This window comes from Caloramator proteoclasticus DSM 10124, assembly GCF_900129265.1.
Classification (GTDB): domain Bacteria; phylum Bacillota; class Clostridia; order Clostridiales; family Caloramatoraceae; genus Thermobrachium; species Thermobrachium proteoclasticum.
Window position 1 is genome coordinate 1 of the sequence record NZ_FQVG01000034.1, and the last position, 17460, is coordinate 17460.

The following is a 17460-nucleotide window of genomic DNA, read 5'->3' on the forward strand; positions in this document are numbered from 1 at the left end:
GATGGCATTTAGACCATTGCTTTCTTCATAGCCCTACGGGCGTAGAAACAGTGCTAATGTTTATAATTATAGCATTTAATCTTATGCAGTTATATTTTTTTAGATGTATTAGAGGTTTTAGAAAGAAAAGAATGCTTCAAATAAATATTATTGAGGATATAAGAGATGAGAGATTTACAATAGAAGATACCTGGAATAACCCAGTATTTGAAAAAACTTAATGCAACAATAAAATTGGAAATTAATTATTTAAATTTCTTGGGGTAGGGGGAGTTATAACTATTTTTATAATCTACAGGGATGGCGGAATACCATTTATTCAATAAGATGTAATAAGATATAATTTCAGTAAAAATAAAAATTCTACTGGAATTTTACTGCGAAATCTCTGATATAATATTTGAATTATTGACAAACCCACTTGTTAGATAAAATATAAAAAATGCCCATGAAAGGATTTCGAAATGGCATATTTCATAAGCTTTAGCAATTCTTAGGTTTAGACGTAGAAAAAATCCGTAATTCGGCATAGGACGTTCCGAATCAAGCGGCCATCAAGACGATGGTATCGCGATGGTAGGACTTTTTCAAACAAAGAAAAGATTAGAATTGCTTAGCAAAATGAACAAATGCCTAAGAAATCCTTCATGGGGCTAATCAAAGCATAACTTTTTTAACAGCCTGCAATATTATTGATATAATATCCCTTTATTCAAGTTCAGTAAATCCTTCACCTAAGACTTCGTGTACATTGCTTACGCTTATAAAGGCTCTCTTGTCAAGCTCCTTTATATATTCCCTAAGTTTAATGAATTCCTTTCTGCTAATTATAGTCATTAAAACTTCCTTTTTTTCTCCTGTAAAGGCACCTCTGCCGTCAAATATGGTTACCCCTCTTCCAAGCTCTTCTATTATATATTTTTTGATTTGTTCACTCTTTGAACTAATTATTGTTACCTGCTTGCATACGTTTAAGCCTTGAATTACATTATCTATGACGAGTCCGTTTATTACAACTCCTAAAAGTGCATACATACCTATCTTAGGTCCAAAGGTTAAGCCTGCTGCAAGTGTTATTAAAAAGTCTGATAATAGAAGCGATTTTCCAATATCAATATGGAAGAATTTATTTATAATCTTTGCTATTATGTCTGTACCACCTGTTGAAGCATTTTGGTTAAATAAAATTCCCATACCTATACCCGAGATTAATATACCAAATAAAAGCTGTAATAGTAAATCGTCAACTATAGGCTGTGAAATTGGGTATAGCTTTTCTAATACCCAAATCATTCCTGAAAGACCAAGGCTTGAATAGATTGTTTTTGCACCAAAATTGCTGCCTATTACTATAAATGCGATTATAAATAGGATTATGTTCATACCAAGCATTAAAAGTCCAACAGGAATTGCAGGGAAAAATTTGTTTATAACTATTGCAAGTCCGCTCACTCCACCTGCTGCAAGGTTGCTTGGAACTAAAAAGTAGTATATACCAACAGCAACTAAAAAGATTCCAAGGGTAATTAAAATGTATTCCTTTATTGCCTTCTTCATATTATTCCTCCTTCCTATTGGTAATGTCGTTCCAATTCTGCATATTCATTTTATCATTTTGCCACAAATAAAGCAAATTCAATGCCTTTCGTTTTATGCAATGATTGTATATTTTTTGTGTTTTTCTCTATTTTAGATAAGTATGCACAGTAGTTTGATTAATAAAATTCAGAAATTCTATTTTATTCACTTAATGTTAATATTCTTGTTTTTTCATCGTTTATACATATTAGGAGCAAAAATTAAACCACCCAAGCGTAATGCGTGGCAGTTGTGGCCTTCCGCATCTATCTTGGGTGGTATTGTTTACATTTTATGGATAATGTCACATTTCACCTGGGTGACACTTTTTTATTTTGCTGCTACTGCTTCCTTTGCAGCCTTTATTATTTCATCTTTTGTTAATCCATACTTCTTAAGAAGTTCTGCTGGCTTTCCTGATTCACCAAATGTATCTTTTATACCCACTCTCTTTACAACTGCTGGGCACTTTTCTGATAAGACTTCGCAAACAGCACTTCCAAGTCCACCTATTATGTTGTGTTCTTCGCAAGTTACTGCTGCCTTTGTCTTTTTAACTGAGTTTACAACAGCCTCTTCATCAATTGGCTTTATTGTATGGATGTTTATAACTTCAGCATCTATTCCTTCCTTTTGAAGTTCTTCTGCTGCCTTTAGTGCTTCACTTACCATTATCCCTGTTGCAAATATTGAAACATCCTTACCTTCCTTTAATAAAACAGCCTTTCCTATTTCAAACTTGTATTCTGGTCTGTCGTTTATTGTTGGAACTGATGATCTTCCAAGTCTTATATAAACAGGTCCATAATATTCGCTTGCTGCCTTAACTGCTGCCATTGTTTCAACATCGTCTGCTGGGCATATTACTGTCATATTTGGTATACTTCTCATTATTGCTATATCTTCAACTGATTGGTGTGATGCACCGTCTTCACCAACTGTAAGTCCTGCATGGGTTGCTGCAATCTTTACATTTAGTTTTGGATAGCAGACTGAGTTTCTTATTTGTTCAAAGGCTCTTCCTGCTGCAAACATAGCAAATGTGCTTGCAAAAGGAATCTTTCCACAGGTTGAAAGTCCTGCTGCTGTTCCAATAAGGTCTGCCTCTGCTATACCAACGTTGAAGAATCTCTCTGGAAATGCCTTTGCAAAATCAGCTGTTTTTGTTGATTTTGAAAGGTCTGCATCTAAAACAACTATATTTTTGTTTTCCTTACCAAGTTCCACAAGTACCTTTCCATATGCTTCTCTTGTTGCTAAATTAGCCATTTATTGCACCTCCTAACTCTTGTAGTGCCTGTTCGCATTGTTCTTTGCTTGGTGCTGTTCCGTGCCAGCCTACTTGGTTTTCCATAAAGGATACACCCTTACCCTTTACAGTTTTTGCAACTATCATAGTTGGCATTCCCTTTGTAGATTTTGCCTTATCTATTGCATCAAATATTTGATTGTAATCGTGTCCATCTATTTCAATTACATTCCATCCAAATGCTCTAAACTTATCTGCAATTGGAGTTACATTCATAACTTGTGTACAAGGACCATCGATTTGTAGTCCATTGAAATCTACAAATGCTGTTACATTATCAAGCTTATAGTGTGCTGCTGTCATTGCTGCTTCCCAAACTTGACCTTCTTCAAGTTCTCCATCTCCTAAAAGGATGTATACTCTGTAATCTTTGTTGTCAAGCTTTCCTGCAAGTGCCATTCCATTTGCAACAGAAAGTCCTTGACCTAATGAACCTGTTGACATATCTACACCAGGAGTGTTCTTTATGCTTGGGTGTCCTTGAAGATTTGAGTCAATCTTTCTTAGAGTCATAAGCTCTGACTTGTCAAAGAAGCCCTTTTCTGCAAGAACTGCATATAGAACTGGTGCTGCATGTCCCTTTGATAAGATGAATCTGTCTCTATCCTCCCATTTTGGATTGTTTGGGTCAACCTTCATTTCACTAAAGTATAGTGATGTTAGGATTTCAACTGCTGAAAGTGAGCCACCTGGGTGTCCTGATTGAGATTCAGTTAGCATCTTTATGATGTTTTTTCTAACTTCAACTGCTATTTCTTTTAGTTTGTTGATGTCTCTATTCATCACACATTCCCTCCTTTTGGTCTTTATATTTATTATGCCATAAGGCTTATTTTTCTAACCGCACAAATATTATAGCACATATTTTGACAAAATACACACTATTTTTGCCTTGACAATTTTTAATTTTTTTAATAATAAATTTATACGCATATTGAACAAAAAGTAAATAAACACCATTAGATGCATTTAATTACATTACAAAAGAGTAGTCTAATTCATACCTTTTATATTATACAAAATAAAAGTGCCAACCGAGTGGTTGACACTTTGCAAAAATTGTTCTTTAGCTATCTTCTCTATAGGTACATTTAAATTTACTTTTTTACAGCTAATGGAAATGTCACATTTCACCTGGGTGGCACTTTACTATTTCTGAATAACCACTATAAACCTTTATTCTGCCTACTATCTTGTATGCCCTTACTTTATAATAATATGTTTTGTTTCTTACAAGTCTTGAATTAATGTATACTGTACCTGATGTTTTCTCTAAATATGAGTATATTCCTATCCTTGATGTTGCTCTATATATTTCATATCCACTTGCTCCTTGTACTGGTTTCCAGCTTATTTTTATCTTATTAAATGAAATTGGTGTTGCTTTTAAATGTGTTGGAATTGGAAGTATTGGTTTTACACTAACTACTTCTGAAAAACCACTGTATACTTTTATCTTTCCTACTATCCTGTAAGCCCTTACTTTGTAATAATACGTTTTGTTTGTAACTAACTTTGAATCAATACAACTTGTACTTGTAGTTCTACCTATATATAGATAGATACCTGTACTATATGTTGCTCTGTATACTTCATATCCACTTGCCCCTTGCACTGGTTTCCAACTTATTTTTATACTGTTATGAGAAATTGATTCTGCTTTTAAGTTTGTTGGTGCTGATATTCCTACATAAACTTTACAGCTTGCTGTAAATCCACCATCTACTGTCTTTGCTGTTATTTCAGCATATCCTACTTCTACTGCAGTTACCTTTCCACTTGCATCTACTTTTGCAACACTTTCGTTGCTTGATTGCCAAACTATATCTTTATTTGTTGCATTGCTTGGCACAACTGTAGCAATTAAATTAAAGCTTTCTCCAATATTTATTACCTTGCTTGTTGTATTTAGACTTATTCCACTTACACTAATTTTTGCTGGTTCAAGAAATACTATCTCGCTAACATTTCTAACCCTTAATCTTGGCCCATTTGGATCTACGGAGGCTAATCCTACTGCACTTATCCTGCTGCCTACAGTAATTCTTTCATCCCATTTACCCTTCTTTGATTCATCTCCACTTCCATCACCTATATATCCATCAACAAATATACGTGCCTCACCACTACCGTCATCAACATAAATGTTTTGTGCATCCATCCTTGTAACTGTACCTATGACCTTTACAAGAAGTCCACCATTTTTGCTATCCATTGCATCCTTTGTTGATAGTAAAGTTGGTTCTACTGGATTTATATTTGTATCTGTTACTTCATATTCAATAACCCTAAGTTCTAAATCTCCTTGATATTCATCTAAAGTTCCAACTGCTCTTACCCTTTGTCCTACCATTATATCTGAACTTGAAATTGGGAATAGGTTTATTCCTCCTGTTTCATCCTGAATGTATAAGGTATCAAAGAAACTGTTGTCTGCAGGAGTCTTTCCTGCTGTAACTATACCCTCTACGCAGAATATATCGCCTTTGTTTCCTGAGCGGACAGCATTTATTTTACTTACAGGTATAACCTTCTTTATGGAGTCGAGTATATTTAATGTTATGTTGTAGTTGCTGTTTTGAAGCTGTGTTGAATTATCAAGCTGAACCTTTATTTCAAAGTCAGATATAAATACTGTTCCACCAATAAACATATTTCCGCCGCCTGGCAGCTTTTCTACAGCAAGGGCATATACGCTTCCCTGAGGTAACGAAACGCCAGGAAGGTTTTTATTAGAATCTATTGACCTTGTTGTATCATAGCCCTTTACAAGCCAAGTTGTTTTTCCTGTTGCTAATGCTTCATTATCAATATTTAATGAACATCCGCTGTAGAAGCTGTATTTTTGTTCAGGAGATACACCACTTAAATAAGGTGATTCAAAATTATAATTATTAAATGCAAGTCTATAGTTTTGATTATTTACTTTATTTACATCATCAACTACTTCATCATTGTTAAATCTTGTAGTTGCACCTATTGCTTCAAGCAATCTGTTCATTTGAGTTGATGTTTGATATTCACCTGTTCCATCCTGATAGTCAGCAATACCACAGATTATTAGGTTTCCTCCTTTGTCAACAAATCTTTTTATAACCTGAAGGTCTTCATCACTAAAGCTTTGTGGTTGATATGGTATACCATTTACAGTTCCTGCCTTCTTTGCAGGTGCTGTTACTACTAAGAGCTGAGCATCCTTTAAAACTTCATCTGTTAGCTTATTTTTCTCTACATTAACAGCAATTTTTCTGCTATTTGCTATAGTTATAAAGTTGTTTAGGTTGTTTGCATAATAACCATATACATAGTCATTATAGTGGGTTGCATCTACCACAATCTTAGTCGTTATTGCAGGGTCTGCCACCTCTATTTTTAATACATCTGTAAAAATCTTTTCCACTCCATTTATCTTTGCTGTCATTTTTACATCAATATTAAACTTTCCTGCAGAAGCTGGTGTATAGTCAAAGGAATATGAACCTGTTGATAATGGGTTAACTGTTTCTAATTGTGGTGCTTCGTTTATTACTTGACCATTGATTGAATATACTAAGCTTGTAATTTCCATAGGAACATTTTCGTTGTTAAAATAATTTGTTGTAATCTTAAAGCTCTCACCCTTAAGAGGTAGTGTTGTGCTTGCTGTTGTTTTTGATATTCCTGCCTTATCAACTTCTCCAATCCAAACTGGTGCTGTAACTGCTATGTCCTTGTCAACTTGATCTACTCTTATATAGTAATACGAATAGTTAGGTGTAAGATTGAATTCAACCACATCTTTATTAGTTGTTAAAGTTTTTGTTGCTACTATCTTTCCACCATTTGCTATTACTGATATTTTACCTAATGGTTCATTATCTGGGTCCTCTATATCAACCTTTATATATACACTTTCTGGTTTTGAATCGAGTATCGTACCCATTATTTCTCCATTTAATGTGTATTTTATCCTTAAATTGTTGTCTTCTGTTGCATATACCCTCATATTTCTCATTGCATCGTATATATTTTCTCTTGTTAGGCTGTCTGCTAATACAACTGTTCTTCCTGTGTTTGCAGTTCCCCAGTTTCCAAGATGATTGTCTTGGTTATTTGTTGGAGCTAAATGCCATCCCTTATCAAGGGCACGGGTGTAATATTCATATGAAGGGAAATATCCACTGCTTCTTATTGGTCCCTCTCCATTACCTACTTCAATTAATGTTATGAGTTTGTCTATTTGTGGATCATAGTATGCAAAATCATTGAAATCGCCAAATGTTGGTCCTGGATGATTAAACTGTGAAATTGAATCAGGAAATAGTTTTAATACATCGTAATACTGCTTTAACCCGTCTGGCAATTTGTATTTTGCTGTGTCGCGGGTTTCAAAACCTGGAGTGTTGAAGGTATTTATATGGCCTGTTCCGTTTGACCAAGTCATTTCAAAGGCATAGATACCAACAAAATTACTGTCTGTATATCTATCTGCAGCACTATGTCCATTTAGCCATTTTGTACTCTTTGATCCATCTGCCATTGAAGATATGTTTGCATTGTCAAAGGAATTGGAATGGTCTGTTACTGCAAAAAAGTCAAGCTTTGCAGTGTTTTTTGCATAAGTATATGCGTCATCTAATGAACCAAGGCCATCAGAATTTGTTGTATGTGAATGTATTTGTCCAAAGTATATGTTGTATTCGCTATTTATCTTTTTTGTGAAATTAAATGTTGAAATTGAGCTGTCCAATAGGCCTTCTGCTGTTGCGTATGCCTTTATTGTTGCTGGAAGATTTGCTAAAGTTATTGGAGCTTCATATGTATTCCAAGTTTCTCCATTATCTAAAGAGTATTTAATTATAGAATTTGGAGTTTCACAAGATAGTGTTACTTTCTTGAAGGGAAGCACTGCTCCTCCATTTGGACTTGCTGTAACTGTTGCTACTTTACCTTGTGTGTATGTGAAGGTTGATATTATACTGTTTTTCATTCCTTCTTTAACTGCATATGCCTTTATTGTTGCTGGAAGTTGTGTTAATGTAATTTTATTTTCTCTATCATATTGAACAAATTCGCCATCATTTATTGAATACATTATTGTTGCACCTTCTGTTTCACAAGAAAGGGCAACCTTTGAATTTAATGCTACTTCTGAACCGCTCTCTGGAGTTGCTGTTACAGGTGCAACTGTTTCCTCGTCAACTACTAAAGTACCTGAAACTACAATATTGTTTATGTTACTTGTACCAGTTGGAGCAACCTCTGTTACTGTTGTTGATGAACTTGTGGCGTTGCTTGTCATTATAAATCTTATTATAAGGTTTTCAACATTGGATGCATCCTGTGGTAATGATAAGGTTGGCATATAATATGATAAAGTAGTGCCTGTTATTGCATAATCACTATTTGGGACGTCATTCCAGGTAGCTCCATTGTCAATGCTGTATATTACTTTAAAATTTTTAGGACCTGTTGAAGATGAACGTGTTTTGGCTGATAAAGTTAAGTTTTCATAACCCTTGGTTGAAAGTTGGATTTGCCAATATTTTGTGTTTGCACCGTTGTCCCATCCATTTATGGATAAACTGCCTGAACTGTAGTTTGGAATTATATTGTCACTTCTAAAATGGCTTAAAAAAGCAGTATCCTTAAGTACACCACTTGTTGCAGGTATTGGATAAGTTGTTGGAGTAGATGTATAATCCCACGCTGCAACAATTTCTGTCTGGGCTGCTGAACCTTGGATGTTTAGGCCTAAAATGTTAAAAAGCATTAGAAAGCTAATAAACCAAGCTGTCAGTTTTTTGAATAATTTTTGTTTTGAAATCATTGATACCCCCCCATTAAAATTTTTTGTTAAAAGTTTTATGTACCTTCAACGCATACAAATTATGTTCCTAAATAATTCTATTCTAAATATTTTTAAGAATTCCTTCTATTTTCATAAAAATTTACTTATTTATTACATATACTTTTGTTTTTGTATTTTGCACTATTTTGTCATAAAGCTAAAAAATAAATAAAAGTGCCAACCTTCTGGTTGGCACTTTAAAAAAAATATACTTTTTAATTATCTTCTCTGCATATGCTTCTATGCTTTATTTGCATAAAAAGGAAAATGTCACAATTCACCTAATTCACCTGGGTGGGAGACCTCCGAAAAAATCAAATTATTTTTAAAAACATACTATATATAGTGGTGGCGATTTTTAAGGTATCATTTTTTCGGAGCTCTATGTGGCACTAAAAGTCAATAAGTCCTAAACTTATAAGTAATGCATCGTCTACCTTTTTCATTAGTTCATCATTTATATGTCCTATCTTTTCCTTGAGCCTTCTTTTGTCTATTGTTCTAACCTGCTCAAGCAGGATAACAGAATCCTTTGTTAGTCCATAATCTTCACAGCAAATCTCAACGTGGGTTGGGAGTTTTGCTTTGTTTATCTGTGAGGTTATGGCCGCAACAATTACTGTAGGGCTGTACCTATTACCTACATCGTTTTGTATAATAAGTACAGGTCTTACTCCTCCTTGTTCAGAACCTATAACAGGGCTTAAATCAGCATAGAATATATCTCCTCTTTTCACCACCTGAACCATCTAATATATCACTCTCCGCAAGCTCTGCTTCATATTTGGCAAGTTCCTTTAAATCGCAGTCCATTCCACATTCTGCAATTTCAAGGTTAATGCTACCCATCTCCTGATAGCCCTTCTTCATAAGTTCCCTAATGTTTTTCTTTTTATGTTCCTTAATATATAATATTACAGCTTCCTTAATAAATTGACTTCTATTTTTACCATTTTCACATTCTATAAATTTATCAAATTCATCGAGTAAGCTCTCGGGGAGGCTCACTGTTATTTTTTTATTTTTCATCATCATACCCCCTAAATTTACCTATGTAGGCGAGGCTCTAATGCTTTTATTATAGCACTTAACTTACTTTATTTGCAACCATTATTCCTCTTTATCATTATTCCCAATTTAAGCAATAATATAATATGTGAAAACCATATTTCCCATCGATAACTTTATTACAAACTACTCCAACTTTATAAAGTAGCTATTTGTAGGTAAACTTACTGTTTAACAATTTTATCCACAAGATGTTACATACTCTATATTGCTATTTTTTGGTTTTTGAATTTTTCATTTTATTACGTGGCATTTATCACAACACACACATAGATTACTTTTGTAGCTTATTAAAATTACTTAGTATCAGGGTGTTCCGCTTTTTGGAAAATGTCACATTTCACCTGGGTGGCACTTTTGTATATCCTTGGGACGCGTTTTGATACCATACAAAGGACTTCGTAACTTATGGTTCCAAGCCTTTGTGCTATTGTATCTGCTGTTATAATTTTGTCACCTGATTTTCCCATCACAACAACTTCATCGCCTATCTTTACATCCTCAACCTCTGTCACATCAGCCATACATTGGTCCATACATATTCTTCCTACAACGTCGACTTCTCTTCCCTTTATTAAAACCTTTGCGTTTCCTGACAGTATCCTTGAAAATCCGTCTGCATAGCCAAAGGGAAGTGTTGCAATTAGTCTTTCACTCTCTGCAATATACTGTCGTCCATAGCTAATTGAGGTACCCTTGTCTACTTTTTTTACCATTGCAACCTTTGCCTTAAGGCTCATTGCAGGTATTAGATTTACCCTTGTCTTATCAACCTCATCGGAGGGATAATAGCCATAGAGCATTATTCCTGGGCGAACTGCATCAAAGTAGCTCTCCTCTAAATCTATTATTGCCGCACTGTTTGCCATATGTTTAATTTTAAAGCTTATTCCTTCCTTTTCCATCTCATCAATCATCCATTTAAACTTTTCAAGCTGAATTTTTGAATAGGTTTTATCCATAAGGTCTGCACAAGCAAAATGTGAATATATACCCTCAACATAAATATTATCAAGGGCACATATTCTTTTTATATCCCTTTTTGCCTCTTCACCTACCAAAAAGCCTAATCTTCCCATACCAGTATCTATTTTTATGTGCACCTTTGCTCTTTTATTCATTTTTTGTGCAACTAAATTAAGTTTTTCTGCTAAATTAACATCATATATTGTAAGGGTTATGTTGTTTTTTATTGCAGTTTCAAAGTATTCCTCTGGTGTGTAGCCTAATACAAGAATATCATCCTCAATTTTTGCATCCCTTAACTCTAATGCCTCTGTTATTATGGCAACTGCAAAAAAATCAACACCCTCCTCCTTTAAAACCTTTGCAACCTCAACTGCTCCGTGTCCATAGGCATCTGCCTTTATAACTCCAATTACCCTTCTATCCTTAACAACCCTTTTTACTTCTTTTATATTATTTCTTATACTATCAAGATTAATTTCTGCATAATAGGGCCTTAACATCATTATTCCCCCTTCAATTTAAACCGATAGTAAAAACATCATCCTTTATATCTTTGTTACATTCAAAGTTTATAAACTTTGCCCTGTATCGTAAAGTGCCACTGTTGTCGTAAATTTCAAAGTAAAGTGGTCTAATATCCTTCTTGGTAAAATAAACTACGGCCTCATTTTTGTATATGTTATCACCCTCTAACTTTAACCTAAGTTTAATTGTTTCTATACCATCTAATATAGTATAGGTTGTTGTATATTCTTTATTTTTTATCAAACTTGTTTGAATAATACCAAGGTGTATAAAGGTTGGCTCTACCTTTATATCTCCTTCATACTTTTGGTTTATCAAGGGATGATATATCTCAAACCTTCCATTATTAAAAATCATTACTTTTCCCTTTAAAAATTCTGGCTCTAATGTCTCAATTCTAACCTTGTCTGGGGATTTATATATCTGAAGCTGTCTATACTTTGATGTGCCTTTGTTGCTGTAGATTTCTATTTCTACTTCAGATTTATATGAATTTAGTGTTAATATAAAGTCCTCAACACTTTTGTCCTTTTTGGTTATTTTACAGGAAATTATGAATATTGCGAATATTGTGATTAAAATAATAGAGATTTGTCTTTTCATAAAAAATCACCTACAAAAATACTACAATTATAAATATTCTTTTTGTAGGTGATTTATTACTATAGCATAGCCTGTCCTATATATTCTATTATATCACTGGCGACTAATCCATTTCCATACTTTTTATATGCAAAATCTCCAGCACATCCGTGAAGATATGCACCAAGGAGGGCTGCATCATAGGGTGTATAGCCTTGACCTATCAAGGATAGAATTACTCCCGTTAAAACATCACCAGAGCCTCCCGTTGCCATCCCTGGGTTTCCTGTGGTGTTTATATACACCCTATCTCCATCTGTAACTACTGTGCTTGCACCCTTTAAAAGAAGTATGCATCCATATTCCTTTGCAAAGTTTACTGCAACATCTACTCTATTTTTGTTTATATAATCAACATCAAGGCCTGTAAGTCTTGAAAACTCACCAGGATGGGGAGTTAAAACAACCTGACATTTTTTTGTTTTAAGCCTCGCCTTTATGCTGCAGAGCATATTTAGTCCATCTGCATCTATTATTAATGGTTTTGTTGACTTTTCAAGTAGATATGAGATTACGGATGTAATATGGTTGCTCCTTCCTATCCCAACACCAACTGCAACAGCATCGTAGCTCTGCATTATTTCATCAAGTTCTCTTGTTGTAAAAAGAAGATATCCGTCCTTCTCGTTGCAAATTCTATAGGTTGCCTCTGGTAAGAAAGAAGCAATTCTATCAACAATACTTCTCTGAACGACTCCTGTTACAAGTCCGCTTCCTGTTCTTAAGGCTGCTTTAAGGCTTAGGGTTACTGCCCCCGACATATTAAAACAGCCACCAATTACTGCAACCTTCCCACAGCTTCCTTTATTTACGTCAAAATGTCTTTTTTTTAAAAGGCTTTTGGGAAACTCACTATAGTTTGTTGTAATTTTTAGTCCCTCTTCATCAATGCAGGCCTTTGGGATTGAAATGTTGTCTATATAAATAGTTCCACTATGTTCTCTTCCATCGTTAATAAGAAGGCCAAGTTTTGCTGTCCCGAAGGTTACTGTCTCGTTTGCCAAAACAGCACAACCCATCTTAAGACCTGTATCTGAATTTATTCCTGATGGAATATCTACAGATATTGTATATTTTGAAAAAAGGTTTATTGCTTCAATTACCTCCTTATGTATTCCCTCAACTTCCCTATCAAGGCCTGTACCAAATAGGGCATCAACTGCAACATCAGAGTACTTTAATTCCTGTTTTAAGTCCTCTAATTCTTTTTTTATTAAAACTCCCATATTAAGAAGTATTTCATAGTTTATTCTTGCATCGCCCTTTATTTTATCTTCATCTCCAAATAGGTATACGCTGACATCATAACCGTTTATCATAAGAAGTCTTGATAGGGCAAACCCGTCTCCTCCATTGTTTCCAACTCCGCACACAACTACAACTCTTTTTACTTCCTTATCCTTTATTCTCTTAAAAAGGGCCCAGGCTGCATTTTCCATAAGCACTATTCCAGGAATTTTATATTTTTCCATTGCCCTTCTATCAATATTTCTCATATTTTGAGCCTTAGATACCTTCATTCTACCCCTCCATTACCACAAACGCCACTGCATAATCTCTGCAGTGGGAAATTGAAAGCTGTATGTTTTTTATATCTTTATCCTCTGCAATTCTTTTTGCACCCCTATGCAGGACAACATAGGGTACTCCATCCTTTTTAAGTATTTCAATATCCCTAAAGGAAAATCCCTTTATTCCAGTTCCAAGTGCCTTAGACACTGCCTCTTTTGCTGCAAAATATCCTGCTGCACTTTCTATTTGTTTAGTTTTTATATATTCAAGTTCCTTTTGGGTGTAAACCCTCGCTAAAAAACTACTATTTTCTGCTGCCTTTTTTATTCTACTTATCTCTATTATATCTGTTCCTATTCCCTTTATCATAAAATCACCTTTTTGTATTCTAAAATTATAAATAAGTAAACAAGAGGTGATGACACCCTGTTTACTTATTTATAGATTAACACAAACTCACCTTAAGTCAACAAAGTTTATTCTATTAAACTTAATGAACTAACCAGTAAAAATGTCAACTTAATAAAAAAGATAACTTTTTTAACATAACAACTAAAGTACTGCCCCAATCCCCAAAATACTACTTAAAATTTGGTTAAGAACATACTTAAGCAAATACTAATTTTGCCTCAAGCTTTGAAATTTCATTGTCAAAGTCGCTTGTCCATTCATCAACGTATTCTCCAACCACCTCAAGGAGGTGAACAGGTGAAACTTCATTCCTTTGAAGTTCAATTAAAAGCTTTATTACCTTTGTTCTATCTGTACTTACAAAGTCAATTCTCTCCCTTTCTGTCGCAACTATCTTGTTTTTATCATAATCCTCCCTAACCACCTCAATACCGTAGCATTTTATCTCCAGTTCATTTTCTTTTACATAGAATTTTTTACAATTTTTAACCATATAGTACCTGTAAATATAGCTTCTGTTGTCGTCTAATATAGTTCTACAGCTTGCTATTTCAACAACGTCTTTCATATTTATCCCCCTTAGTTCTATTTTCTATTATATTTTAGCACCCACCCTCTTTAATTTTTGTTGAAATTTGATAAGGAAATAAAATATTTTTTCAACATCATACTCCAATTTTAGAGTATATGAATTTTATTTTTATGCATATATACAGTATATTCCATTTAATTATTGTCTTTTTATATATTTTGTCGTTTTTTAACATAAACAGCAACAGAAGTCGCCCACTTCTGTAAGTGGGTGATGAATGTTGCTTGATAAATTCTTCCTTTATGATATAATCAGTATTATAGGAAGGAGGTTATGTAATATAATGGATTTAGACAATAATAATCATTCAGTATTCTTATTGTATTATCATCTTGTTTTGGTAACTAAATATAGAAGAAAAGTTATTGATGATAATATATCCAATAGACTAAAAGAAATATTTGAAAAGATACAGGATAATTATAATATTACATTACAAGAATGGAACCATGATAAAGACCATATCCATATATTATTCAAAGCACATCCTAATACAGAGTTGTCTAAGTTTATAAATGCATATAAAAGTGCTTCATCAAGATTGATAAAGAAAGAATATCCTAAAATAAAAGAGCAATTATGGAAAGAATATTTTTGGTCAAGAAGTTACTGTTTACTTACAACAGGTGGGGTGTCAATTGAAGTAATAAAAAAATATATAGAAAAGCAAGGGAAGGAGGTGTAAATTTGCTAAAGGCTTATAAATACAGAATATATCCAACAAAAGAACAAGAAGAATATTTTACTAAAGTATTTGGTTGTGTAAGATTTATATACAACAAAATGCTACATGACAAAATAGAACATTATAAGCAAACAGGAGAAATGCTAAACAATACACCTGCAAAATATAAAAAAGAATATTCTTTTCTAAAAGAAGTAGATAGTCTTGCACTTGCCAATGCACAACTTAATTTAGAAAAAGCATATAAAAATTTCTTTAGAGATAAAAAAATAGGATTTCCAAAGTTCAAGAAAAAGAAAGGTTACCAGTCTTATACTACAAATAATCAAAATGGAACAGTAACACTTGAAGGTGGTTATCTAAAAATTCCAAAGTTAAAGACAAAAATAAAAATAAAACAACACAGACAATTTGAAGGAAAAATCAAATCTGTAACTATATCAAAAACACCAACAGGTAAATATTATGCTTCTATACTTGTAGAAGAAGAAATTAAAGAATTACCTAAAATAGATAGAAAAGTAGGTATAGATTTAGGTATTAAAGAATTTGCTATTTTATCTGATGGAACAAAGGTAGAAAATCCAAAATGGTTAAGAAAAACAGAAAAAAGAATTAAAATTATACAAAAATCATTATCAAGAAAGCAAAAACAAAGTAAAAACTATGAAAGAACAAGACAAAAACTTGCTAAACTACACGAAAAAATATCAAATCAAAGAAAAGATTTTCTTCACAAATTATCTTCTAAAATTATATACGAAAATCAAGTGATAGTTTTAGAAGATTTGCAAGTAAAAAATATGCAACAAAATCATAAATTAGCAAAAGCAATAACAGAAGTATCATGGGCAGAATTTAGAAGGATGTTAGAATACAAGGCAAAATGGTATGGCAGAGAAATAATAATAGCACCACAAAATTATGCATCAAGTCAAATATGCAGTGAATGTGGATATAAAAATCCTGATGTAAAGAATTTAGCATTGAGAGAATGGAAATGTCCAAAGTGTGGTGCAGTTCATGATAGAGATATAAATGCAAGCAAGAATTTGCTAAAATTAGCCATGTAAAATGGTTTATCTGGGGAAGGAACAGCCCTTTGAGCGTGGGATAACTTGCTCCGTTGGGAGTATTGACCACGAAACCACCACTTCTATAAGTGGGGGTAGTTCACTTATGTGGTATAATTTGTATATGCAAGATTAGGACTATGGCATCGCGAGGGTAGGACTTTTTCAAACAAAGAAAAGCATAGAATTGCTTAAGCCGTAGAACCGATGCCCAAGAAATCCTTAATGGGGCTAAGCAAACATAACTTTTTAAACAGCCTGAATATAAACATTTTATTATTATTAAAACCTTAAAAAGGAGGTATATTTATGGAAAAGATTAAAGTAAAACAAATGTCCCTTGAAGAGGCTAAAAAGCTTGGAATTGACAATTGGGGAAGATGGAGCTGTGGTGTTTCTAAATTCGACTGGGAATACGATGAGACTGAAACCTGCTATATTTTTGAGGGAGAGGTTATAGTTACAACTCCAATTGAAACTATAACTATAAATGAAGGGATGTTGGTTACATTTCCAAAGGGCTTAAAGTGCACTTGGGATGTAAAAAGGCCAATAAACAAGGCATATACCTTCCAAGATATTATTTAAAAGGCCTCAGTTATATACTAACTGAGGCTAAATTTTATGTGTATTTATCCAATTCAATATATCCCTTGAATTAAAATTACCACACGCTATATCTAAACCTAATTTAACAAGTTCCTCTTGTGTATATTTTATGTGTACATTATTGTATTCTAATAATACAAGCATAATATAAATTCCCATTCTTTTGTTTCCATCTATAAATGGATGATTGTTAATTATTGAAAAGCATATATTTGCACATTTCTCTTCAATGGAGGGATATAACTCTACTCCTTCAAAAGTCATTTTTGAGTTTTCTATAGCAGATTCAAGAAGTTCTATACTTCTTAATCCATAAGTTCCACCTGTTTTTTCAATCATTTTTTGATACATTTTTAGTATAAATGGTATTCCTATATATTTCATTTAGCTAACTCCCTAAAAGCATCTAAATTTTGCATAAGAATTTTGTTTGCTATATCTTCTAATTTTTCTTCTTCACTCATTGATTCTTTATTAAACTCTTCGTAATCTAATAAAATATATTTTGGTTTATTATTTTTTAATATTATGACCGATTTATCCCTTTCAACCATTTTTGCTATCCTTGAAAAGTTTTGATTAGCTTCTGAAATCGATACTAAATTTTTAGTATTTATTAACATACTTTCACCTCCACATCCTTCCTATATATTATAT

General features: G+C 33.3%; 16 protein-coding genes and 1 pseudogene. 4 read left to right on the top strand and 13 right to left on the bottom strand.

The features are described 5' to 3' along the window. A pseudogene (locus tag BUB63_RS08480) lies at positions 1 to 221 on the top strand (transposase); the annotation flags it as partial. Between the two features lie 487 nt (positions 222 to 708). Here the strand turns inward: BUB63_RS08480 and BUB63_RS08485 are convergent. From BUB63_RS08485 to BUB63_RS08535, 11 genes are all read right to left on the bottom strand, one after another. Next, positions 709 to 1557, bottom strand: coding sequence for a YitT family protein (locus tag BUB63_RS08485; RefSeq protein ID WP_073249075.1), 849 nt, complete (start codon positions 1555 to 1557; stop codon positions 709 to 711). 351 nt (positions 1558 to 1908) lie between these two features. Continuing rightward, a complete protein-coding gene (locus BUB63_RS08490; RefSeq protein ID WP_073249077.1) occupies positions 1909 to 2847 on the bottom strand; it encodes a transketolase family protein in 939 nt (312 codons plus the stop codon). Continuing rightward, positions 2840 to 3670, bottom strand: a complete 831-nt coding sequence (locus BUB63_RS08495; RefSeq protein WP_027309407.1) for a transketolase — start codon at positions 3668 to 3670, stop codon at positions 2840 to 2842. Before BUB63_RS08495 ends, BUB63_RS08490 begins: the two co-directional genes overlap by 8 nt. A 340-nt stretch (positions 3671 to 4010) precedes the next feature. Next, positions 4011 to 8696, bottom strand: a complete 4686-nt coding sequence (locus tag BUB63_RS08500; RefSeq protein ID WP_073249079.1) for a CehA/McbA family metallohydrolase — start codon at positions 8694 to 8696, stop codon at positions 4011 to 4013. Between the two features lie 413 nt (positions 8697 to 9109). After that, positions 9110 to 9466 carry a type II toxin-antitoxin system PemK/MazF family toxin gene (locus tag BUB63_RS08505; RefSeq protein ID WP_073249081.1) on the bottom strand — a complete coding sequence of 119 codons (357 nt, stop codon included), beginning with the start codon at positions 9464 to 9466 and terminating at the stop codon, positions 9110 to 9112. Continuing rightward, the gene (locus tag BUB63_RS08510; protein ID WP_242826198.1) at positions 9426 to 9746 is read right to left on the bottom strand and encodes a CopG family ribbon-helix-helix protein; all 321 of its coding nucleotides are present in this window, start codon (positions 9744 to 9746) and stop codon (positions 9426 to 9428) included. The genes BUB63_RS08505 and BUB63_RS08510 overlap by 41 nt, the downstream gene beginning before the upstream one ends. A gap of 335 nt (positions 9747 to 10081) precedes the next feature. Next, positions 10082 to 11257 (bottom strand): alanine racemase, encoded by a 1176-nt coding sequence (gene alr / locus BUB63_RS08515; protein ID WP_073249083.1) that lies wholly within the window; start codon positions 11255 to 11257, stop codon positions 10082 to 10084. Between the two features lie 10 nt (positions 11258 to 11267). After that, positions 11268 to 11882, bottom strand: a complete 615-nt coding sequence (locus BUB63_RS08520; RefSeq protein WP_073249085.1) for a hypothetical protein — start codon at positions 11880 to 11882, stop codon at positions 11268 to 11270. Between the two features lie 59 nt (positions 11883 to 11941). Beyond that, complete coding sequence (locus BUB63_RS08525) at positions 11942 to 13441, bottom strand: bifunctional ADP-dependent NAD(P)H-hydrate dehydratase/NAD(P)H-hydrate epimerase (RefSeq protein ID WP_073249087.1); 1500 nt, start codon at positions 13439 to 13441, stop codon at positions 11942 to 11944. A 1-nt stretch (position 13442) separates the two neighbouring features. After that, positions 13443 to 13802, bottom strand: coding sequence for a holo-ACP synthase (gene acpS, locus BUB63_RS08530; protein ID WP_073249089.1), 360 nt, complete (start codon positions 13800 to 13802; stop codon positions 13443 to 13445). 238 nt (positions 13803 to 14040) lie between these two features. Continuing rightward, positions 14041 to 14412 carry a DUF6514 family protein gene (locus tag BUB63_RS08535; protein ID WP_073249090.1) on the bottom strand — a complete coding sequence of 124 codons (372 nt, stop codon included), beginning with the start codon at positions 14410 to 14412 and terminating at the stop codon, positions 14041 to 14043. Between the two features lie 307 nt (positions 14413 to 14719). Between BUB63_RS08535 and tnpA the strand changes: the two genes are divergently transcribed. From tnpA to BUB63_RS08550, 3 genes are all read left to right on the top strand, one after another. Further along, entirely contained in the window at positions 14720 to 15121 is a 402-nt protein-coding gene (gene tnpA / locus BUB63_RS08540) for an IS200/IS605 family transposase (protein WP_073249092.1), read from the top strand. 2 nt (positions 15122 to 15123) lie between these two features. Beyond that, positions 15124 to 16194 carry an IS200/IS605 family element RNA-guided endonuclease TnpB gene (tnpB, locus tag BUB63_RS08545; protein WP_073249094.1) on the top strand — a complete coding sequence of 357 codons (1071 nt, stop codon included), beginning with the start codon at positions 15124 to 15126 and terminating at the stop codon, positions 16192 to 16194. A gap of 309 nt (positions 16195 to 16503) precedes the next feature. Continuing rightward, positions 16504 to 16782 (top strand): cupin domain-containing protein, encoded by a 279-nt coding sequence (locus BUB63_RS08550; protein ID WP_073249096.1) that lies wholly within the window; start codon positions 16504 to 16506, stop codon positions 16780 to 16782. Between the two features lie 27 nt (positions 16783 to 16809). On the opposite strand, the gene BUB63_RS08555 is transcribed toward BUB63_RS08550, so the two are convergent. Further along, on the bottom strand, positions 16810 to 17187 hold the full coding sequence (locus tag BUB63_RS08555) for a type II toxin-antitoxin system death-on-curing family toxin (RefSeq protein WP_073249098.1): 378 nt from the start codon (positions 17185 to 17187) through the stop codon (positions 16810 to 16812). Further along, positions 17184 to 17426: a type II toxin-antitoxin system Phd/YefM family antitoxin gene (locus tag BUB63_RS08560; RefSeq protein WP_073249100.1), complete on the bottom strand. Its 243-nt coding sequence runs from the start codon at positions 17424 to 17426 to the stop codon at positions 17184 to 17186. The genes BUB63_RS08555 and BUB63_RS08560 overlap by 4 nt, the downstream gene beginning before the upstream one ends. Between the last annotated feature and the right edge of the window lie 34 nt (positions 17427 to 17460).